Here is an 18,723-nt window from a genome sequence, read left to right on the forward strand (position 1 = left end):
CCTAAAAACACCGAAGTATTTTTAGGTCTAATTAATTTTATCTATATAGTTTTTAAATTAAATTTATTCTAGACAGTTTTAATTTGCTTCTTCCTTGCTAGCAAACTGACTATTATAAAGGCTTTCATAGTAGCCACCTTGCTTCATTAATTCTTCATGGGTTCCTTGTTCAATTATATTTCCGTCATTCATTACTAATATTAAATCTGCACTTTTTATAGTTGAAAGTCTATGAGCAATAACAAAGCTAGTTCTATCCTTCATTACATTTCTCATTGCCTTTTGAAGTAACAATTCTAATCTAGTATCAACTGAACTTGTTGCCTCATCCAAAATTAATATCTCAGGATCCTTAAGTATAGCCCTTGCTATAGTTAAAAGTTGCTTTTCTCCTTGAGATATATTCGAAGCCTCTTCATTTAAAACCATATCATATCCACCAGGCAAAGTTTTAATAAAGTGATGGACATTAGCTATTTTAGCTGCTTCTATCACCTCATCCTTAGTTGCATTAAATCTACCATATTTGATGTTATCATAAATTGTTCCTTTAAATAACCAAGTATCCTGAAGAACCATACCAAACATGCTTCTTAAATCATCACGTTTCATATCTTTAATATCAACACCATCTATTTTTATTGATCCACCCTGAATATCATAGAATCTCATTAGAAGGTTAATAAGAGTAGTCTTACCTGCTCCAGTCTTTCCAACTATAGCAACCATTTGACCACTTTTTACATCTACATTTAAGTCTTTTATTAACTCTTTATCTTTGTTATATCCAAATTTAACATGTTCAAAAGTTACATTTCCCTTTGGATTTTTAAGGTTTAATGCATTCTCTGGATCTTTAATCTCTTCCTTCTCATCTAAAAATTCAAACACTCTATTAGCTGCAGCCACAGCTGATTGTATAGCTGAAGATAATTGAGTTACTTGAGATAAAGGTTGATTTATTTGCCAAATATAACGTATAAAAGCTTGTAAATTACCTACTGTGATTCCTCCAGCTATAGCTGTGATAGATCCCATTATAGCAATCACTGCTATTCCTAAATAAGTTACTAAACTTATTAAAGGTGACATTATACTTGATATAAATTGAGCCTTAAATCCAGTTTGACATAACTCTTCATTTACTTCCATAAAGTTTCCTAGAGCATCCTCTTCTTTTCCATATAGCTTTAATTCATTAAATCCAGTATAAAGCTCTTGTACTCTTCCATTTAAGTTTCCTAAAGCTTTTTGTTGCTTATCAAATAACTTTTGTGATTTTCCTACAATTATCTTAGTTATAATAATACTTGCTGGTATTATTAAAGTTGATATTAAAGCTAATTTTAAATTTATAGAATACATCATTATAAGTGCTAATGATACAGATAAAAAAGCATTTATTACTTGTACAAAACTTTGTTGTAATGCATTTGCTATGGTATCAACATCATTAGTAATTCTACTTAGGACATCTCCATAACTATTACTATCAAAATATCTTATAGGAAGTCTATTAATTTTATTTTCAACGGCATTCCTAATATCTTTCATTGTATTTTGAATTGCATTTGTTAATAAAAATCCTGCTATAAGTGTTGAACCTGCACTACCTGCATAAACTATAAATAATAAAATTAACACTTTTATAATATAATTAAAATTTACAGATGCTCCTACAACACCTCTTATTAATGCTTCGCAATCATTTGTTAATTGTGATATTATTAATCCCTCAGTTACTGGAGCTATAGCTGTGAAAACAGCTGCTGAAATTATAAATAAAATTGCTCCAAAGAAAGACCATTTATATTTACTAACAAAAGGAGAAATCTTTTTAACTACTAATTTAAATTTATTCATTTGATAACTCCTCCTCTGTAAGTTGTGATGTAGCTATTTCATGATAAATCTCACAAGTCTTTAATAATTCTTTATGAGTTCCCATTCCAACTACTTCACCTTCATTTAATACTACAATTTTATCTGCATCCATTATGGATCCAATTCTTTGAGCAACTATTAATACCACGGCATCTTTTGTTTCCGCTCTAAGTTGTTTTCTCAAAATAGCATCTGTTTTAAAGTCTAAAGCAGAAAAACTATCATCAAAAATATAAATATCTGGTTTTCTAACAATAGCTCTAGCTATTGAAAGTCTTTGCTTTTGACCTCCTGATACATTTGAACCCCCCTCTGTTATTGGCTCATCAAACTTATTAGGTTTTTCTGAAATAAACTCATAAGCTTGAGCAATTTTAGCTGAATGTTCTATGTCTTCAGTATTGGCATTTTTCTTACCAAATTTTATATTACTTGCTATGCTACCAGTAAATAATAGAGTTTTTTGAGGAATAAATCCTATTTTTTTACGTAAGTATTTTAAATCATAATCTCTTACATCTACCCCATCTATTTTTATGGTACCTTCAGTAACATCATAAAATCTTGGTATTAAATTTATTAATGTACTTTTACCACTTCCTGTACTTCCAATAAAAGCAATAACCTGTCCTTTTTCCCCTTTGAAAGATACATTCTTAATAACTGGTTCTTCTCCATCTGGATAAGTAAAAGATACATTATCAAATTCTATTGAACCTTCACTATTAGTTTCTTTTACTCCATTTTTAGGATTTTTTATTATTGGCTCTTCACTAAGTACTTCACTAATTCTATTAGCAGAAACTTGAGCTTTAGGATACATAACAAAAACCATTGAGAATAGCATTATTGAAAACATTGCATGGAATAAATATTCAATAAATGCAACTAGTTGTCCTACTTGAAGAGTCCCAACATTTATCATATTACTAGATATCCAGAATATAGCTATAATCGCTATATTAAGTAAGAAGAAGAAAAGTGGTTGAGAAATTAACATAAGTTTGTTTAATTTTTTAGATATACCAGTGTATTCCTCATTAGTTCCCTCAAATCTTTTACTTTCATACTTCTCGTTACAGAATGCTCTTATTACCCTTATACCAGTTAAATTTTCTCTAGATATTCTATTTAGTTTATCTAAAGCTTTTTGTAACTTTTCAGATAATGGTTCTGAAGTTTTGGCTATTATAATAACGCCTAAAATTATTATAGGAATTACTATAGCTAGTACAATTGATAATGAAAGACTTGTCTTAAGAATCATTATTAAACTTATAGTAAACATTACTGGAGTTATTAAGGCTATTCTTAGAAGTGTATTTGTAAATTGTAAAATAACAAATGGATCGTTTGTAGTTCTTGTAATCATAGAAGAAACTCCAAACTTATCATACTCTGTATGAGAAAATTCCTGTGCTTTTTTGAATATATCATTTCTAATATCTCTAGTTATTCCAGTTGAAATTTTAGAAGAACAATATCCTAATAGTATTGTTCCAAGCACACCTACTATAGAAATAGCTACCATAACTAATCCCATTTTTTTAATGTAACTAATATCGCTATTTATTATTCCAGTATCTATGACCTTTGCCATAATAGTTGGAATCCCTAGTTCTACTAAGGCAAATCCAAATACCGATATAACATTTAAGATAAGAATTAATTTGTAGTTCTTTAAATATTTTAGTATTAGTTTCATTGCTATATCTACCTTCCTTTCCTAAACTTTTATAATTTGAAGATGACTTTGTATCAAAATAAATATCAATAAATCTTTATACAAACTCATCTTATTCTTAGATCTTTAAATAAAAATTATGCAAATTTTAACACAACTGGAGAGAAAAATCCACAATCAATGAGGCTATTAAAAGCTTCAAATACCTATTTAATCACTATTTTTCTTGTTTAATATTTAAATCTCTCCAACTTTAAATATATTCCTTATGTATTTAATATGGTTCCAAGATTTTATATTATCATAAATTTCAAATTATTGATATTGATTTTCCTTATCTTTAAAATTTATTAAATTTTTATATTTAATTAGTAGAGCTAAAACATAAACCAGGAATTACCTCAAGGTTTAATACTATATATTATATTTAATTTAGAGTACACAAAAATAGATCACGACAAAGGTTCACACCTATTAAAAGTGATTACCATTTTATCGTGACCTATTAAATCTTTCTAATAAATCATATTATATTTATTATTTAATAAATAATAATCTGATTTTATATCTAAGTTTTATAGTCTTATATAATACCATATTCCTTTAGTAATTTTTCTATCTCAGTTCCTGATATTTGTTTCATAATCTTTCTCTTTGTTAAAGGTGGTAAATCAAGTTTTGGTTTTTCCCCATCTAATAAGCATACTCCAGCATTTAATAAATAACGAATATCATATCTTGATGCATATACTTCTGGTACACCTTTTTCAACACCAGTTAATACATATACTGCCTCCATAGCTGTACGTCCTGAATATTCAATAGTAAATACTGTATCTCTTCCTGGATCATCTAATGTTTCTGCAAATTGTCCAAGGAAAGCAAAGTTAACTGCATTCTTAGGAACAACATAAGGTCTATCACCAAATTCACGTGGCATAAATTGTGAAGTTATGAATGGCATCATTACTGGAATTGCTGTACATGATTCAGCAAGTTCTTCAATCTCATCAACTGGAACTCCTATATGAAATAACCATTCCTTTGTAATTTCCTTACCAGTACAATCTCTCATAGGTTTCTTAATATAATCACCATCAACATCAGAGAATAGTCCATATACCCAAACAACTACATCTTTTTCTGGTTGACCATAATATTGTTCTTGACGATTTATAGTCCAGCTCATTAACCATGAGGAATCTACAGCTGTAACTATACCTCCTGTTACAGTTTTTCCTCCATATGGTGAACGTTTTGTTATTTTTTCAATATACTTTGGTACACGTTCATCATGACAAGTTACTGTACAAGATTCCCAATTTGATCTTTCAGTATCAGTACAGAATTTATCTGGGTTTCCAAATTCCTCTGATTGTTTAGCTATATTTCTCCACAATTCCCAACATCCTTGTGGTTCTTTATTAAACGGAGCTGGAGTATTATCATCCCCATAGCCTGATCCTTCTGTAATAGATCCATTAGTTATAAATACTAAATCATTTTCTGTTAAATCAACAGAAATATCTTTTCCATTTTTATCTTTAGCGACTATTCTTTTAGCCACCTTTTTATCATCGCTTATATCAAATTCTACATTTTCAACATGTACTCCATATTCAAACTTAGCTCCATTTTCTTGTAAAAATTTCACCATAGGTTTTACAAAGGATGTATATTGATCATGTCTTGAAAATTGTAATGCTGTAAGTGTTGGCAAACCTCCAACATGATGTATAAATCTATTCATATATAATTTCATTTCTAGTGCACTATGCCAATTTTCAAAGGCAAACATTGTTCTCCATAATGTCCAAAAATCTGTGTTTAAAAGATCCTCAGAGAATATCTCATCAATTGCCTTATCTTGAAGTTCCTCATCTGGTATAAGAACAAACTCTGCTAATTCTTTAGCTAAATCTTGTCCAAGATTAAATTTAGCATCATCATATCTTTCTCCATTTTTATGAGTAATACGACAATTACTGTAGTTTGGATCATCGTAATTTGTGTAGAATAGATGATCTAACACAGTCATATTTGGATCCTCTGTAGATGGAAGTGAACTAAATAAGTCCCACAAAACTTCAAAGTGGTGTCCCATTTCACGTCCACCACGAGCAACATAACCTAAATTTTGAAGAACCTCTCCATCTAAAGAACCTCCTGGAATATCTAATTGTTCAAAAAATGTGATTTTACTGCCATCCATATGTGCATCTTTGATTAAAAAGCAACCTGCTGCTAACGCCCCTATTCCAGTACCAATCAAATATGCACTTTTATCTTCAATTCCTTTAGGTTTTCTAGCGTGTACTAATGAATGATAATTTCCATTTGTTAAAGTAAGCCTCTCATCATGTGTCTTAAGTTTCATAAAATCCCCTTCTTTCCCAAAACTAGATATAATTTTCTAAAATACTTTTATATTTAAAACCTAATACTGATTAATTAATCATAAGCTTCTAAATATAAGAGTTTTGTTAATTTATTTAAGTTTTAGAACTAACTTTAAGTTCTTTAAATCTATAATATAGCCTTTTACCAAATATTTCATTAGATAAATAAGCCAAGTGTTCAAAGTTCAAACACTCATATATATTTGTCTGAATTTTAGGCATTTCTTCTTTATTGCCTAAATTTTTTAGTATCTTATATCTAATTGAAAATGCTTTTGAGCTCACTTGTTAAGGGATTTAAGAATTAACTTTTTAGTTTTCTCTCATCATTTTTGGCCAATAGTATTAAACTTTTCACTACGTTTAAGTGATAATTTTATATTTCCATCAAATAATTCACCTATTCTTCTTATAATCGCATCAGGATCTTCTTTCATTCCAGAAGAAATCCATTGAATCACCATTTCTGTAAGTGCACATTGATAAAATGTTGCTATTAATTTCATGTCATATTCAGAAGCATTAATACCATAACTTATCTTTTTTACATATCTATTCATCATATTTCCTGAAACATTATAAATATAATTAACCAATTCCTCCCTTTGCATTGAATTATATACATGATAAATTACCTTCTTATTTCCCAATGCAAATCTTGTTGCTAACATAAAACTTTCTTCCCAAGACATAGTGTCATTATATTCATCTATAACAGTTTGAAGTTCAGTTTGAAATAATTCAGACAGAAGTTCATAAATATCTGAATAATAATAGTAGAAAGTATTTCGGTTAATTCCACAAGCTGATGCTATATCTTTTACTGTAATCTTATTTAATGGTCTTTCATTTAACAATTTTATAAATACACTGCGAATCATTTTTTTAGTATATTGCTGAGCCAAAAGAATCTCCCCCTTATAATTTCTATTTCTAAATTATACCACTCATTTCACTAATTTTTACATTTCACTTTTTACTAAAATAAAAAAGGAATCTATCTAAAGCTACATACTTAAGATAAATTCCTTCTTTTTTATTTTAGTCTCTGTTTTAACATATTATAAATGGTCCTACTTCTGTATAAACTATTTCAAGTTTACGCTCATATATGTCTTCCATTATTCTTATAAATCTTTTTTCATAATCTTCTTCACTACAGTCTATTGAATCCACTATTTTATTATTACTTAAAATTATTATTCTATCTCCATACCTTAATGCTAGGTTAATATCATGTAATGTAACCAAGGTAATTAAATTCTTTTCTTTTATTAAAGGCTTAATAAAACTAAAAAAATCATGTTGCTTTACATAGTCTAAAAATGTATTGGGTTCATCTAAAAGCAAAATACTACACTTTTGAATTAATATTCTCCCCAAATAAACTAATCTTCTCTCTCCACCACTCAGCTCTCCTATAAGCTTATTTTTCAAATGAGATATATTTAATTCATTTAAAATACTATCTACGAGTTTATAATGCTCCTTATTAGGCATTTCAAACATCCCTAGATATGGAGTTATTCCCATTAAAATTATATCCTCTACACTATAATTTTGATTTGTGTGAATATGCTGTGGAATATATGATATTAATTTTCCTCTTTCCTTATCTGACAAACTTATTAAATCAATATCTCCATATTTTATCTCTCCATTATCTATGGGATTTAAGCTAGCTATTGATTTAAGCAATGTGGTTTTCCCAGCTCCATTTAATCCTAAAAGCACTGTAAACTCACCAGGATTAATTTCAATATCTATCCCATTAAGTACTGTTTTTTCTCCATATGAGACATTTAAATTCCGTATTTCTAATGATTTATTCATCTCATAACAGCTCCTTTTTTATTAAGAAGATATACAAGGAAAGGGGCACCAAATAATGAAGTCAATATACTTATAGGTATTTCTGTTGTAGTAATACTTCTGGCCGCAGTATCTGCAATTAATAGTATGATAGCTCCAACAACCATTGTTAATGGAATAATTTTTGATATATCATCTCTAGCAAATGATTTAACTATATGAGGTGCAAGTATCCCTATCCAACTTATAAGTCCAGCAACTGATACCACAGAGGATACTAAAAGAGTTGCTGAAAATATTGCTATCGTCCTTACATGTTTAACATTGACTCCCAAAAGCTTAGCTTGATCATCTCCCATTGTTAAAACTTTTAACTTCCATCTAAACAATAATAAAACAATTGTTGATATGAAAACTAAAACAAAAACATTTATTACGCTTTTCCAATCACTATTATAAAAACCTCCCATAAGCCAAAAATCTATGGCAGGCAATTCCTTATAGGGATCCGCAAAATACTTTATTATCATAATAAAGGATGAAGTTAATGCTCCAGTTACTATTCCTGATATAACAAGTGCTAAAACCCTATTACTCCTCATCTTTTTAGATAAAATCAATGAAAATATAACTGAGCATATACCGAATAAAAAAGATAACCCTTGTATCATAAATGGTGATGCTGATAAGAATACTATTCCTATAGCAGCACCAAGTGAGCACCCAGAACTTACCCCTAGTACATCAGGTGATATTAATGGGTTTTGAAATATACTCTGAAAAACCATACCTGATAGTGCTAGAGCAGCTCCACTAACCATTACTAATAATACTCTTGGTAATCTTATATTTATTAATAGATTGGCCTCTTGTCCATTAATTGCATTTCCAACTAATATATTAAGTATTTCACTTATTTTAAGTCCATATCTTCCTATACATAATGATACTAAAGCTAAGATTAGTAAAATAACTGCATATGGTAGTATAGAGTATTTTTTCATCATAACCCGATTTCTCCATCAGTGACTTCTAAATTATAGAATCTTTTATAGAATTCCTTAGCATCCTTTTTAAAGTCCTCAGTACTATATTTTTCAGGATGAAGATTATTTACTATCCAAAGCATACCCAATATTGATGAAGGTGTTGGATAATCCCAAGGTTCCAATGTTGATGGGAATAAATATACCTTTTTATTTTCAATTGCATTTATACCCTTTAATTTGCTATCTTCTAATACATCATCTATAGTATATTTTGCATAACCTACCACATAAATAATATCTGGATTGTAGTCTATTAACTGCTCCACTGATATGTTTGTCCAATACCCATCATCAATATTTCCAGTAACATTTTTACCACCTGCTGTGTCAATCATATAGTTTTGGTACATCTTAGATGTACAAGTTTTAAGTATGCTATCACTTCCTGATAAATATACTGTTGGTTTATTCTCTATATCCTTTGTCATATCTTTTACCTTATTTATTGTGTCATCATAATATTTTAGAAGTTCCTTTGCTCTCTCTTCTGAACCTGAAACTTTTCCTAAAAGTTCTACACAGTTATTAAATCCTTCTAATGTTTCTGGTTCTATTGCTATAACTGGTATATTTAATTTTTCAAATTGTGGTATAAAACTTTTAAGCCTAGTAGGAATAATTACTACATCAGGATTTAGCTTCATACACTCTTCAACATTTATTTCTTTTCCTGTTCCAACTGCTGGCAAATCTAAAAACTCTTTTGCTACCTTCTTATACATCTCTCTATTTTTTGCCTTTGCCTCTATTCCAACTACTTTATCTTTAACATTTAAACTAATTAATATTGAAGTAGATATATAATAACTTGATATTATTCTATTTACATCTTTTTTAACTTCAACCTTCCTACCAAGTTGATCTTCAACAGTAATTGTTTTATTATCCGATTCTTTAACTTTAGCCTCACTAGAACATCCTATAAACAATGTCATGCTCATCATGACTAAAAGAATTATAGCTGTTAATTTTTTAATCCCCTTCATAATTTAATCATTCCCCTTTAATCTATGTAATTTTATATAATTTTCTATATCATCTTGTATTATTTTTCTATGATCATAACTTATATCTTCTATATTTATAATTAATGTATCAGTCCTAAGTTTTATGGAGTTTAGAAACTCACTATCTTTGTCCTTTAAAACACCTAAACAAAACTTTTCACTATCTAGGCAATTCTTTATCTCTAGTTTAAATTCTTCTGAATCATCTTCTAAAAATCCAATTTCATCTAATAATATAATCTTACAATCTTTTTGTTTTCTACTATTCTTTAATATTAAACATCCAATTGTATCAAAGGTTTCTGTAACCCTAATACATCTATTATTGCTAATTTTTATTGATATTGGACTATATAAACATTCCTTATCAATTTCATCTATATAACCATGCAAATAATATCCTTGCATGTACCCATTTATATAATAAGGAAGAGTTCTATATCCAGTGTATTCAATCCCCATATGATCTAATATTTTATTTATAAGTGTGCTTTTTCCACAATTCCTTCTACCAGTTAAAAGAATATTTTTATATTGCATATAAGTCCTCTCTAACCCTTTAACCTATATTAAGTAGGAAGTTTTATAAAACTCCCTACTTAATATAAATTTTTATTTAATCTTATAATTTAGCTATTACTTCAATTTCTATTGGTGCATCCATTGGTAGTTTAGCTACTTGTACACAACTTCTTGCTGGTGGGTTTTCATTGAAGTATGTTCCATATACTTCGTTAACTGCAGCAAAATCATTTAAATCTTTTACAAAAACAGTTGTTTTAAATACTTTATCAATTGATGCTCCTGCATTTTCTAATATAGCTTTACAATTTTCTAAGCTTTGCTTAGTTGCAGCCTTTATTTCAGTTTCTAAAACTTTAGTCTCTGGATTTAATGGTAATTGACCTGAAGTATATATTAAATCTCCTACTATTATTCCTTGTGAATATGGTCCTATTGCAGCTGGTGCATGTTCTGTGTTGATTATTTTTTTCATTTTAATTCCTTCTTTCTATTTTTTTGTTTTTTTATAAAATGTATTTTTAAGTGGAAGTTCTGTTCTGAACTCACCATCTAATTTGTAATATGCTCCTTGAGCAGCTGGTGCTGTTGGGATACAAGTTATTTCCCCAACTCCCTTTGCTCCAAAGGATAATTCTTGAGTATTTTTTTCTATTATTATAGGTTGTATTTCTGGGACCTGAGTTGCTCTTAGAAGACCAAGTGTACCAAATTTAACTTTTGGTATTGAATTCTCTATAGGATAATCTTCTGTTAAGCCATATCCAAGTCCCATGGCTACACCACCTTCAATTTGTCCTTCTACATTTTTAGGATTTATTGCTTTTCCTACATCATGAGCAGCAACTACCTTAGTAACCTTTCCTTGGTCATCTAAAATAACTACCTGTGTAGCAAAACCATAAGCAACGTGACTTACTGGATTTTCCTTTTTACTACCCATCTTGTCAGTAACACCTAAATATTCTCCATAAAACTCCTCGCCTTCTAATTCTTCTAATGACTTTTCTTTTAAAGCATCTCTAAGCTTCATAGCAGCGATTTTTGTTGCTTCTCCAGTAAATACAGTTTGTCTTGAAGCCGTTGTAGTCCCTGAATTCGGAGTAATTCTTGTATCTGGTGATTCATATACTATTTCTGATGCTGGTATTCCCAAAACTTGTCCAACAATCTGAACAACCACTGTTCCAAGACCTTGTCCAATACATGCCGCAGAAGTTCTTATATGAACTTTTCCATCAATAACCTTAACCTTACATCTTCCTGTATCAGGTATTCCTACTCCAACACCTGCATTTTTAAAAGCACATGCTATTCCTGCTCTATCTTTATTAGCATAGTAAACATCTCTTACTGCCTCCAAGGTTTCAATCAAAGCTGTTCCTTCATCAGCTATTTGTCCATTTGGCAATACTTCTCCTGGTTTTATTGCATTTCTTCTTCTTATTTCAAAAGGATCTATTCCAACTAACTCAGCAAGTTTATTTAAGTTACACTCTGTTGCAAAGGCTGACTGAGTAACTCCAAATCCTCTAAAGGCTCCCCCAGGTGTATTATTTGTATAAAGTGCCTTACCATCAATGTCCATATTTTGATAATTATAAGGACCTGCGGCATGAGTACATGCTCTTTGAAGAACAGGACCACCAAGTGATGCATAAGCTCCTGTATCTGCAAGTATCACAGCTTTCATTGCAGTCAACATTCCATTTTCATCACAAGCTGTTGTAAATTCCATATCCATTGCATGTCTCTTAGTATCAACTATAATGCTTTCTTGTCTTGGAAGTACCATTTTAACAGGTCTTTTAATAAGATAAGCAAGTAATGCTGTATGATGTTGGCAACTCATATCTTCTTTTCCTCCAAAGCCACCACCAACATATTTAGAAATTATTCTAACCTTGCTATCATCAAGACCTAAAAGTGATTCTATCTCACGAAGATCATCATATACACTTTGAGTTCCCGTATAAACTACTATCCCATCACCATCTGGAACCGCAACGGCACATTCTGGCTCTAAAAATGCATGTTCTGTAAAAGGAACCCTATAATTGTATGTAACAACATACTTAGAATTTTTTATGGCTTCATCAGCATTTCCTCTAACCAGATGTTCATGAGTTAATATATTTCCCTTCTCATGTATTTTAGGTGCATCTTCTGCTAAAGCCTCCTGAGGAGAAGTTACTGGTTTTAACTCTTCATATTCAACCTTTATATGCTTTAAAGCTTCCCTTGCTATCTCCTCAGTTTCTGCCGCAACTAAGGCCAATGCATCTCCAAGATATCTTGTTTCTTCACCAACTTTTACTAAAGCAGGAGTATCTTTTTGAATATGACCTAAATATCTTTCTCCAGGAATATCTTCTGCAGTAACAATCTTTATTACCCCTTCAATTTTCTCAGCTTCACTAATATCTATACTTTTTACTAAAGCTCTAGGATATTTACTTCTAAGTGCAACTCCATGTAACATTCCATCTATTCTTATATCATCAGTGTATTCAGCTATTCCTAAAGTCTTATCTCTAGCATCTACTCTACCCATTCTTTCTCCAACAAGACCTTTACAAACAACCTTTGGAACATCTTTTTCTTCTCTAAAAATTTCAGCTGCCATCATAATAGCTTTTTCTATCTTTACATAGCCTGTACATCTACATATGTTACCGATTAAAGCCTTCTTAACTTCTTCGCCTGTTGGATTTAATGTTCTATTAAAAAGTGCTTTTGCACTAATAACCATACCTGGTATACAAAATCCACATTGAACTGCCCCTGCTTCAGTAAATGCATATGCAAAGACATCTCTTTCTCTTTCTGTAAACCCTTCTATAGTTAATATTTCTTTTTCATTAACTTTTTCAGTTGTTAATATACATGCTTTTACTGCTTTTCCATCAACAATAACCATACATGTTCCACATGCTCCTTCTGAGCATCCATTTTTAACTGATGTTATATTACAATCTTCTCTTAAATACTTAAGAAGCTTTTTATTTTCTTCTACTAATTTTTTTTCACCGTTAAGAATAAATTCAAACATATATTATCTCCCCTCATAACTCCATTTCTTTCTTGAGATATATTGGCCAGTTGGCTCTTTTCCTATGAATTTTCCATCCTTAACCAATTCCTTACCTCTTAAAAACACCCTTTTTATTTTTCCATTACTTTTAAATCCTTCATAAGGAGTGTAATCAACTTCTTGTATGCTATCTTTACGGCTTATAACACCATCACAACCACTTTCTATTATTAATAAGTCAGCATCACTACCCTCTTTAATTTCACCTTTTTTAGGATATAGCCCAAATATTTTAGCTGGGTTAGTTGATGTCAATTGAACCATTTCATTTAAAGACATTTTCTTATCTCCTACTCCATAGCTAAAAATCAATTCCATTCTATGTTCAACACTAGGTATTCCATTAGGTATTTTAGAAAAATCAACCTTTGCATTTTTTCTTTTATCTTCATAATTAAATGAGCAATGATCTGTTGCAATTGTATCTATTTCTCCTAGTTTTATACCTCTCCATAATGCCTTATTATCTTCCTTACTTCTAAGAGGTGGTGACATAACATATTTAGCTCCCTCCAACCCCTCATCTTTTTCTAATTCATAATAAGATTTATCTAATAGAAGATAGTGAGGACATGTTTCCACAAATATCTTAACCCCTTCTTGTCTGGCCTTTCTTACAGCATCTAGTGACATTTTAGAACTTAGATGTACTATATATATTGGGTAATTAATTTTGGTAGCTATTTTTATCAAAGTATTTACTGCTTTATATTCAACCTCTGAGGATCTTGAGGTCTCATGATACTTTACATCGGACTTGTTTTCTTTTAGCAAGTTATTTACATTTTTTATGATTTCATCACCATTTTCACAATGGAATGAAATAAGAGCTCCAAGTTCTTTTGCCTTTCTTAATGCTTGTTCTATCTCTTCCTCATTTACTTGAAGAGTGTCTTTATATGCCATATACATCTTGAAGGATGTTATGCCTTGCTTTACCATATCCTCCATTTCAGATTCAACATCTTTATTCCACTCACATAATGTCATATGGAATCCATAATCTGAATAACATCTATCCTTTGTTTTTTCTTTATAAATCTCTAAGGCACTACTTAGTTTTTCTCCCCTATGACAATTTACAAAATCTATAATAGTTGTAGTACCACCTGCTATTGCTGCCTTCGTACCACTATTAAAATCATCAGATGTTTTTATATTAGGTAGTTCTAAATCAAAATGAGTATGGGCATCAATCCCACCAGGAAGTATATAGCTTCCTTTTAAGTCTATTATTTCATCTCCATCCTTTTCCAAAGATAACCCTATAGATTCAATTTTTTCTCCATAAATTCTTAAATCATTTCTCATTATTTCTTTACTTGTTACTATATAAGCTCCCTTTAGCACTGTTCCCATAACTCATTCTCCTTTTAACTATTTATATTGAATTGATAATGCATGTTTTGGACATCTTGTTACACATAATCCACATCCAAAGCATTTATCCTTGTCTATTAAAAGTTCTTCTCCAACTTCAATTGCATCATATACACAACTTACTTTACATTGTCCACATTTTATACAAGCATCTTGATTAACCTCTGGCGCAATGGCTTCTGTTCTAAATCTTCTATCTTCCATCTTCTTGTGAGCTAATCCTATTATTTCATTAACATCTTTATATCCATGACTATCTAAGAATTCATCTAATTCCTTAGCAATTTTTCCATATACTCCAGGTCCTTTTAAAATAGCCTCAGTACAAACTTCAACAGCTGTAGCCCCTGCCATTAACATTTCAGCAGCGTCTCTTCCACAAGTTACTCCTCCAACGCCTATTATTGGAATATTAACAGCTTGTGCTGCATCATATATATTTCTTATGGCAACTGGTCTTACTGGTGAACCTGATAACCAACCATATCCTGTTTTACTTCCCATTATTGGATATCCTGATTCAACATCTATTGCCATACATGGTCCTAGAGAGTTGATCATTACAAGGCCATCTGCCCCAGCTTCTTCTAAAGCTTTTGCTATTTTTTGAATGTCTGTATGTGGACTCATTTTCATGAATACTGGACAATCTAATGCAGCTTTTGCAGCTTTCATAGCCTCAACTATAGGTGTCACATCAGTTCCAACATAGTGAGTTGATAATTCAACTGCATCAGCATAAGGTTTAACAAGGGGAGCCACTATTTTTATTTGATCTGCTGTGTATCCCATACTTACTATCATAGGTACACCAGCTGATTTAGCTTTTTTATATTCTTCTTTTATCCATTGCTCCTTTGGTAGTTCTGACCAAAGCTCTGTATTTAAAAATCCTGAGTTTGTTTTTCCCATACATGGTCTTGGTACTGGAGCTGGATCTACTGAAATAGTTTTTGTAACTAAACCACCAGCACCACCTTTTACTGCTTCTATGCAAAGATCTCCATCTTTTGCTCCTGGACCTGCTGCCGTAAATATTGGATTATTAAATTTCATCCCTAAAATGTTAACGTTTAATTTTGACATAACAAACACTCTCCTCTAAATTTCAATCATATTATTTAAATTTTATTTATTGCTTTGTATAGCTAATTGTTCTTCATCTACTTCTTCTTCAATTTCTTCTATATCTGCCTCTAAAGTTTCTGGCATTGGTTCTTTACTTCCTAAAACATTAAAGAATATATTTAGTATCACAGCTGATAAACTTCCTGTTGTAATACCACTATCGAATATTGTTCCTACCCATGATGGGAAGTTATGATAAAATCCTGGATTTGCAAGTGGAATCATTGCAAGACCGACACTAACAGCTACTATTACACAGTTCTTGTTGCCATCAAATTGAACCTTTCCTAAAGTTCTTATTCCACCAACTAAAACCATCCCAAACATAGCAAACCCAACTCCACCAAGTACTTGCTTTGGTATAGCTCCTATGATTGCTGCAAATTTAGGTACAAAACTTAATGCTAAAAGTATTATTCCTGCATATACAGCAACGAATCTTGATTTAATACCTGTTAAACCTACTAATCCTGTATTTTGAGCAAATGGAGTAATTGGAAATGTATTGAAAAACCCTGCAAATAATGTTGATATACCGTCTGCTTTTAATCCTTTTTTTATATTCTCTTCAGTAACTTCTTTATCAGTCATTTCATGAATAGCAATCATATTTCCAACTGATTCAGTCATTAAAACTAACATTATTAGTATCATTGAAAGTACTGCTGATGGGTCAAAAGTTGGCATTCCAAACTCTAATGGGAAATTTACACTAAACCAATCTGCACCGCTTACAGCACTAAAATCAGCCATTCCAAAAACCATTGCAAGTATTGTACCAATAACTATTGCAAATAAAATAGCAGCGCTATTCCATATACCTTTTAAGTATTTAAACAATAATAATGTGATTACTAATACAGTCATTGAAAGAGCTAAATCTTTTGGATCTACCGCTTGTACTTTGCTATCAGTAATCCATTTTATACCTACAGGCATTATAGATATACCAATTACCAATACAACGGTACCTGTAACAACCTTTGGAAAAAACTTTATTAACTTCCCAAATACAGGGGCAATTATTAAACAGAATAATCCTGCCGCAATAACCGCTCCAAAGACATTGGTCATAGCTAATTCTTTCCCCCCAGATGTAGCCGCTATTATTGCTAAAATTCCTGAAACAGCCGCAAAGCTTGTACCTTCTATTATTGGTATCTTAGCTCCAGCAAAATTTTTAATTCCTATAGTCTGAATTAAAGTACCTATTCCAGCCATAAAAAGTCCTGCACTTATAAGAAATACTATTTCTACGTGATTAAGCCCTGCTGCTTCTCCTACCATAAGTGGTACAGCCACAGCTCCTGCACACATTGCCATAACATGTTGAAGTGAAAATATCCACGCCTTCGAAAAAGGTATCCTTTCATCAACTGGTGCTATATTTTCTTTTTCATTCTCCTCTCTCATAACAAACCCAAACCCTTTCACTAGATTCTATTCCATAACTTACTACAAACCTCTCTTGATTTAGCTAAGATTTCATCTTCATTAATATTTAAAAGCTTTCCATCTTTAACTAAAACCTTACCATTTACTATGGTAGTATCAACTGATTTTCCCATCATTCCAAATAAAATGTGAGAATTATAATTGCTTCCATTCATTGGTGTTAATGGATTATAATCTACTACTATAACATCTCCAACTGCACCCTCTTCAATGATTCCAAATGTTCCATTAAAGTGTCTCTCTGCAATTTTTCTGTTATTTTCAAATAACATCATAGGAACTTCTCCCCATGCTACTGATGGATCTTTTAAGTGATGCTTATGAATTATATTTGCAACTTTCATTGATTCAAACATGTCTGATGTATAGCCATCTGTTCCAATCCCAACGGTTATTCCTTTTGCTATTAAATTAATAGCAGGTGATACCCCTACTGCATTCCCCATATTAGATTCTGGATTATGAACAACTGTAGTCCCTGTTTCTAGAATTATCTCTTGTTCATTATCATCTGCATGAATACAGTGAACAGCTATTGTTTTCTCTCCCAATATATTGAATTTTTTTAATCTCTCTACTACCCTAATATGATGCTCTTCCATACATTTTTCTTCATCAGCTAAACCCTCTGCAACATGAATATGATATCCACAATCTAATCCTTTTGAAGCATTCATACATTTTTCTAATGATCTATCTGAAAGTGTAAAACTTGCATGCATTCCAAACATACCCGATCTCATATTGCTATTGCTTTCCTTGCAATGCTTTATGTAGTCTACATTTTCTTTTATACCTTCAATTAAAGCCTTTTCTCCATCTCTATCGGATACTTCATAACAAAGTGAGGTTCTTATTCCAAGCTCTTCTGCTACTTCTCCTATAGTAAATAGGCTTCCTTTAATTGCATTTGGACTTGCATGATGATCAAAAAATGTTGTAACTCCATATTTTAAGCTATCCATTAAAGTACTATATGCACTGTATTTTATATCTTCAAGAGATAAGCTTTTATCAAGTCTCCACCACAAATTATTTAATATATCTAAGAAATCTTTTGATGTAGGACCATCTAAATTCATTCCTCTTGCAAAGGCACTATAAATATGACCATGTGTATTTATAAGTCCAGGCATTATAACTTTGCCCTTTGCGTCTATATATTCACTATCTTTATATTTTTTTAGTATTTCTTCAGTGTTTCCATAGCCTAATATTTTTCCTTCTTCTATAACCACAGCACCATCTTCTATAAACGGATTTTCCTTGTTTTGAGTTATTAACCTTCCATTACCTACTACTAACACAC

Annotated in this window: 14 protein-coding genes; all 14 read right to left on the reverse strand. The window is 31.0% G+C overall.

The window, feature by feature from the left end; translation table 11 throughout:
* Positions 1-78: 78 nt before the first annotated feature.
* The 14 genes from OIF33_RS12395 to ssnA all read right to left on the reverse strand — a co-directional run bounded on the left by OIF33_RS12395 (position 79) and on the right by ssnA (position 18,721).
* Positions 79-1,863: an ABC transporter ATP-binding protein gene (locus OIF33_RS12395; protein WP_322504573.1), complete on the reverse strand. Its 1,785-nt coding sequence runs from the start codon at positions 1,861-1,863 to the stop codon at positions 79-81.
* Complete coding sequence (locus OIF33_RS12400) at positions 1,856-3,589, reverse strand: ABC transporter ATP-binding protein (protein ID WP_322504574.1); 1,734 nt, start codon at positions 3,587-3,589, stop codon at positions 1,856-1,858. The genes OIF33_RS12395 and OIF33_RS12400 overlap by 8 nt, the downstream gene beginning before the upstream one ends.
* 562 nt (positions 3,590-4,151) lie before the next feature.
* The gene (locus tag OIF33_RS12405; RefSeq protein ID WP_322504575.1) at positions 4,152-5,945 is read right to left on the reverse strand and encodes an oleate hydratase; all 1,794 of its coding nucleotides are present in this window, start codon (positions 5,943-5,945) and stop codon (positions 4,152-4,154) included.
* A gap of 348 nt (positions 5,946-6,293) precedes the next feature.
* Entirely contained in the window at positions 6,294-6,872 is a 579-nt protein-coding gene (locus OIF33_RS12410; protein WP_322504576.1) for a TetR/AcrR family transcriptional regulator, read from the reverse strand.
* 148 nt (positions 6,873-7,020) lie between these two features.
* Positions 7,021-7,800: an ABC transporter ATP-binding protein gene (locus OIF33_RS12415; RefSeq protein WP_322504577.1), complete on the reverse strand. Its 780-nt coding sequence runs from the start codon at positions 7,798-7,800 to the stop codon at positions 7,021-7,023.
* On the reverse strand, positions 7,797-8,786 hold the full coding sequence (locus OIF33_RS12420; RefSeq protein ID WP_322504578.1) for an iron ABC transporter permease: 990 nt from the start codon (positions 8,784-8,786) through the stop codon (positions 7,797-7,799). Before OIF33_RS12420 ends, OIF33_RS12415 begins: the two co-directional genes overlap by 4 nt.
* Positions 8,783-9,814 (reverse strand): ABC transporter substrate-binding protein, encoded by a 1,032-nt coding sequence (locus OIF33_RS12425; RefSeq protein WP_322504579.1) that lies wholly within the window; start codon positions 9,812-9,814, stop codon positions 8,783-8,785. The genes OIF33_RS12420 and OIF33_RS12425 overlap by 4 nt, the downstream gene beginning before the upstream one ends.
* A 3-nt stretch (positions 9,815-9,817) precedes the next feature.
* Entirely contained in the window at positions 9,818-10,375 is a 558-nt protein-coding gene (locus tag OIF33_RS12430; RefSeq protein ID WP_322504580.1) for a nucleoside-triphosphatase, read from the reverse strand.
* A gap of 82 nt (positions 10,376-10,457) precedes the next feature.
* A complete protein-coding gene (locus OIF33_RS12435) occupies positions 10,458-10,832 on the reverse strand; it encodes a RidA family protein (protein ID WP_322504581.1) in 375 nt (124 codons plus the stop codon).
* Between the two features lie 15 nt (positions 10,833-10,847).
* Complete coding sequence (gene xdh, locus OIF33_RS12440) at positions 10,848-13,409, reverse strand: selenium-dependent xanthine dehydrogenase (protein WP_322504582.1); 2,562 nt, start codon at positions 13,407-13,409, stop codon at positions 10,848-10,850.
* A 3-nt stretch (positions 13,410-13,412) separates the two neighbouring features.
* On the reverse strand, positions 13,413-14,810 hold the full coding sequence (gene hydA, locus OIF33_RS12445) for a dihydropyrimidinase (protein WP_322504583.1): 1,398 nt from the start codon (positions 14,808-14,810) through the stop codon (positions 13,413-13,415).
* An 18-nt stretch (positions 14,811-14,828) separates the two neighbouring features.
* Complete coding sequence (locus OIF33_RS12450; RefSeq protein WP_322504584.1) at positions 14,829-15,917, reverse strand: 4Fe-4S binding protein; 1,089 nt, start codon at positions 15,915-15,917, stop codon at positions 14,829-14,831.
* A 42-nt stretch (positions 15,918-15,959) separates the two neighbouring features.
* Complete coding sequence (locus OIF33_RS12455) at positions 15,960-17,372, reverse strand: nucleobase:cation symporter-2 family protein (protein WP_322504585.1); 1,413 nt, start codon at positions 17,370-17,372, stop codon at positions 15,960-15,962.
* Between the two features lie 20 nt (positions 17,373-17,392).
* The gene (gene ssnA / locus OIF33_RS12460; protein ID WP_322504586.1) at positions 17,393-18,721 is read right to left on the reverse strand and encodes a putative aminohydrolase SsnA; all 1,329 of its coding nucleotides are present in this window, start codon (positions 18,719-18,721) and stop codon (positions 17,393-17,395) included.
* Positions 18,722-18,723: the final 2 nt, after the last annotated feature.

This window comes from Clostridium sp. LIBA-8841 (assembly GCF_034439435.1).
Lineage (GTDB): Bacteria > Bacillota > Clostridia > Clostridiales > Clostridiaceae > Sarcina.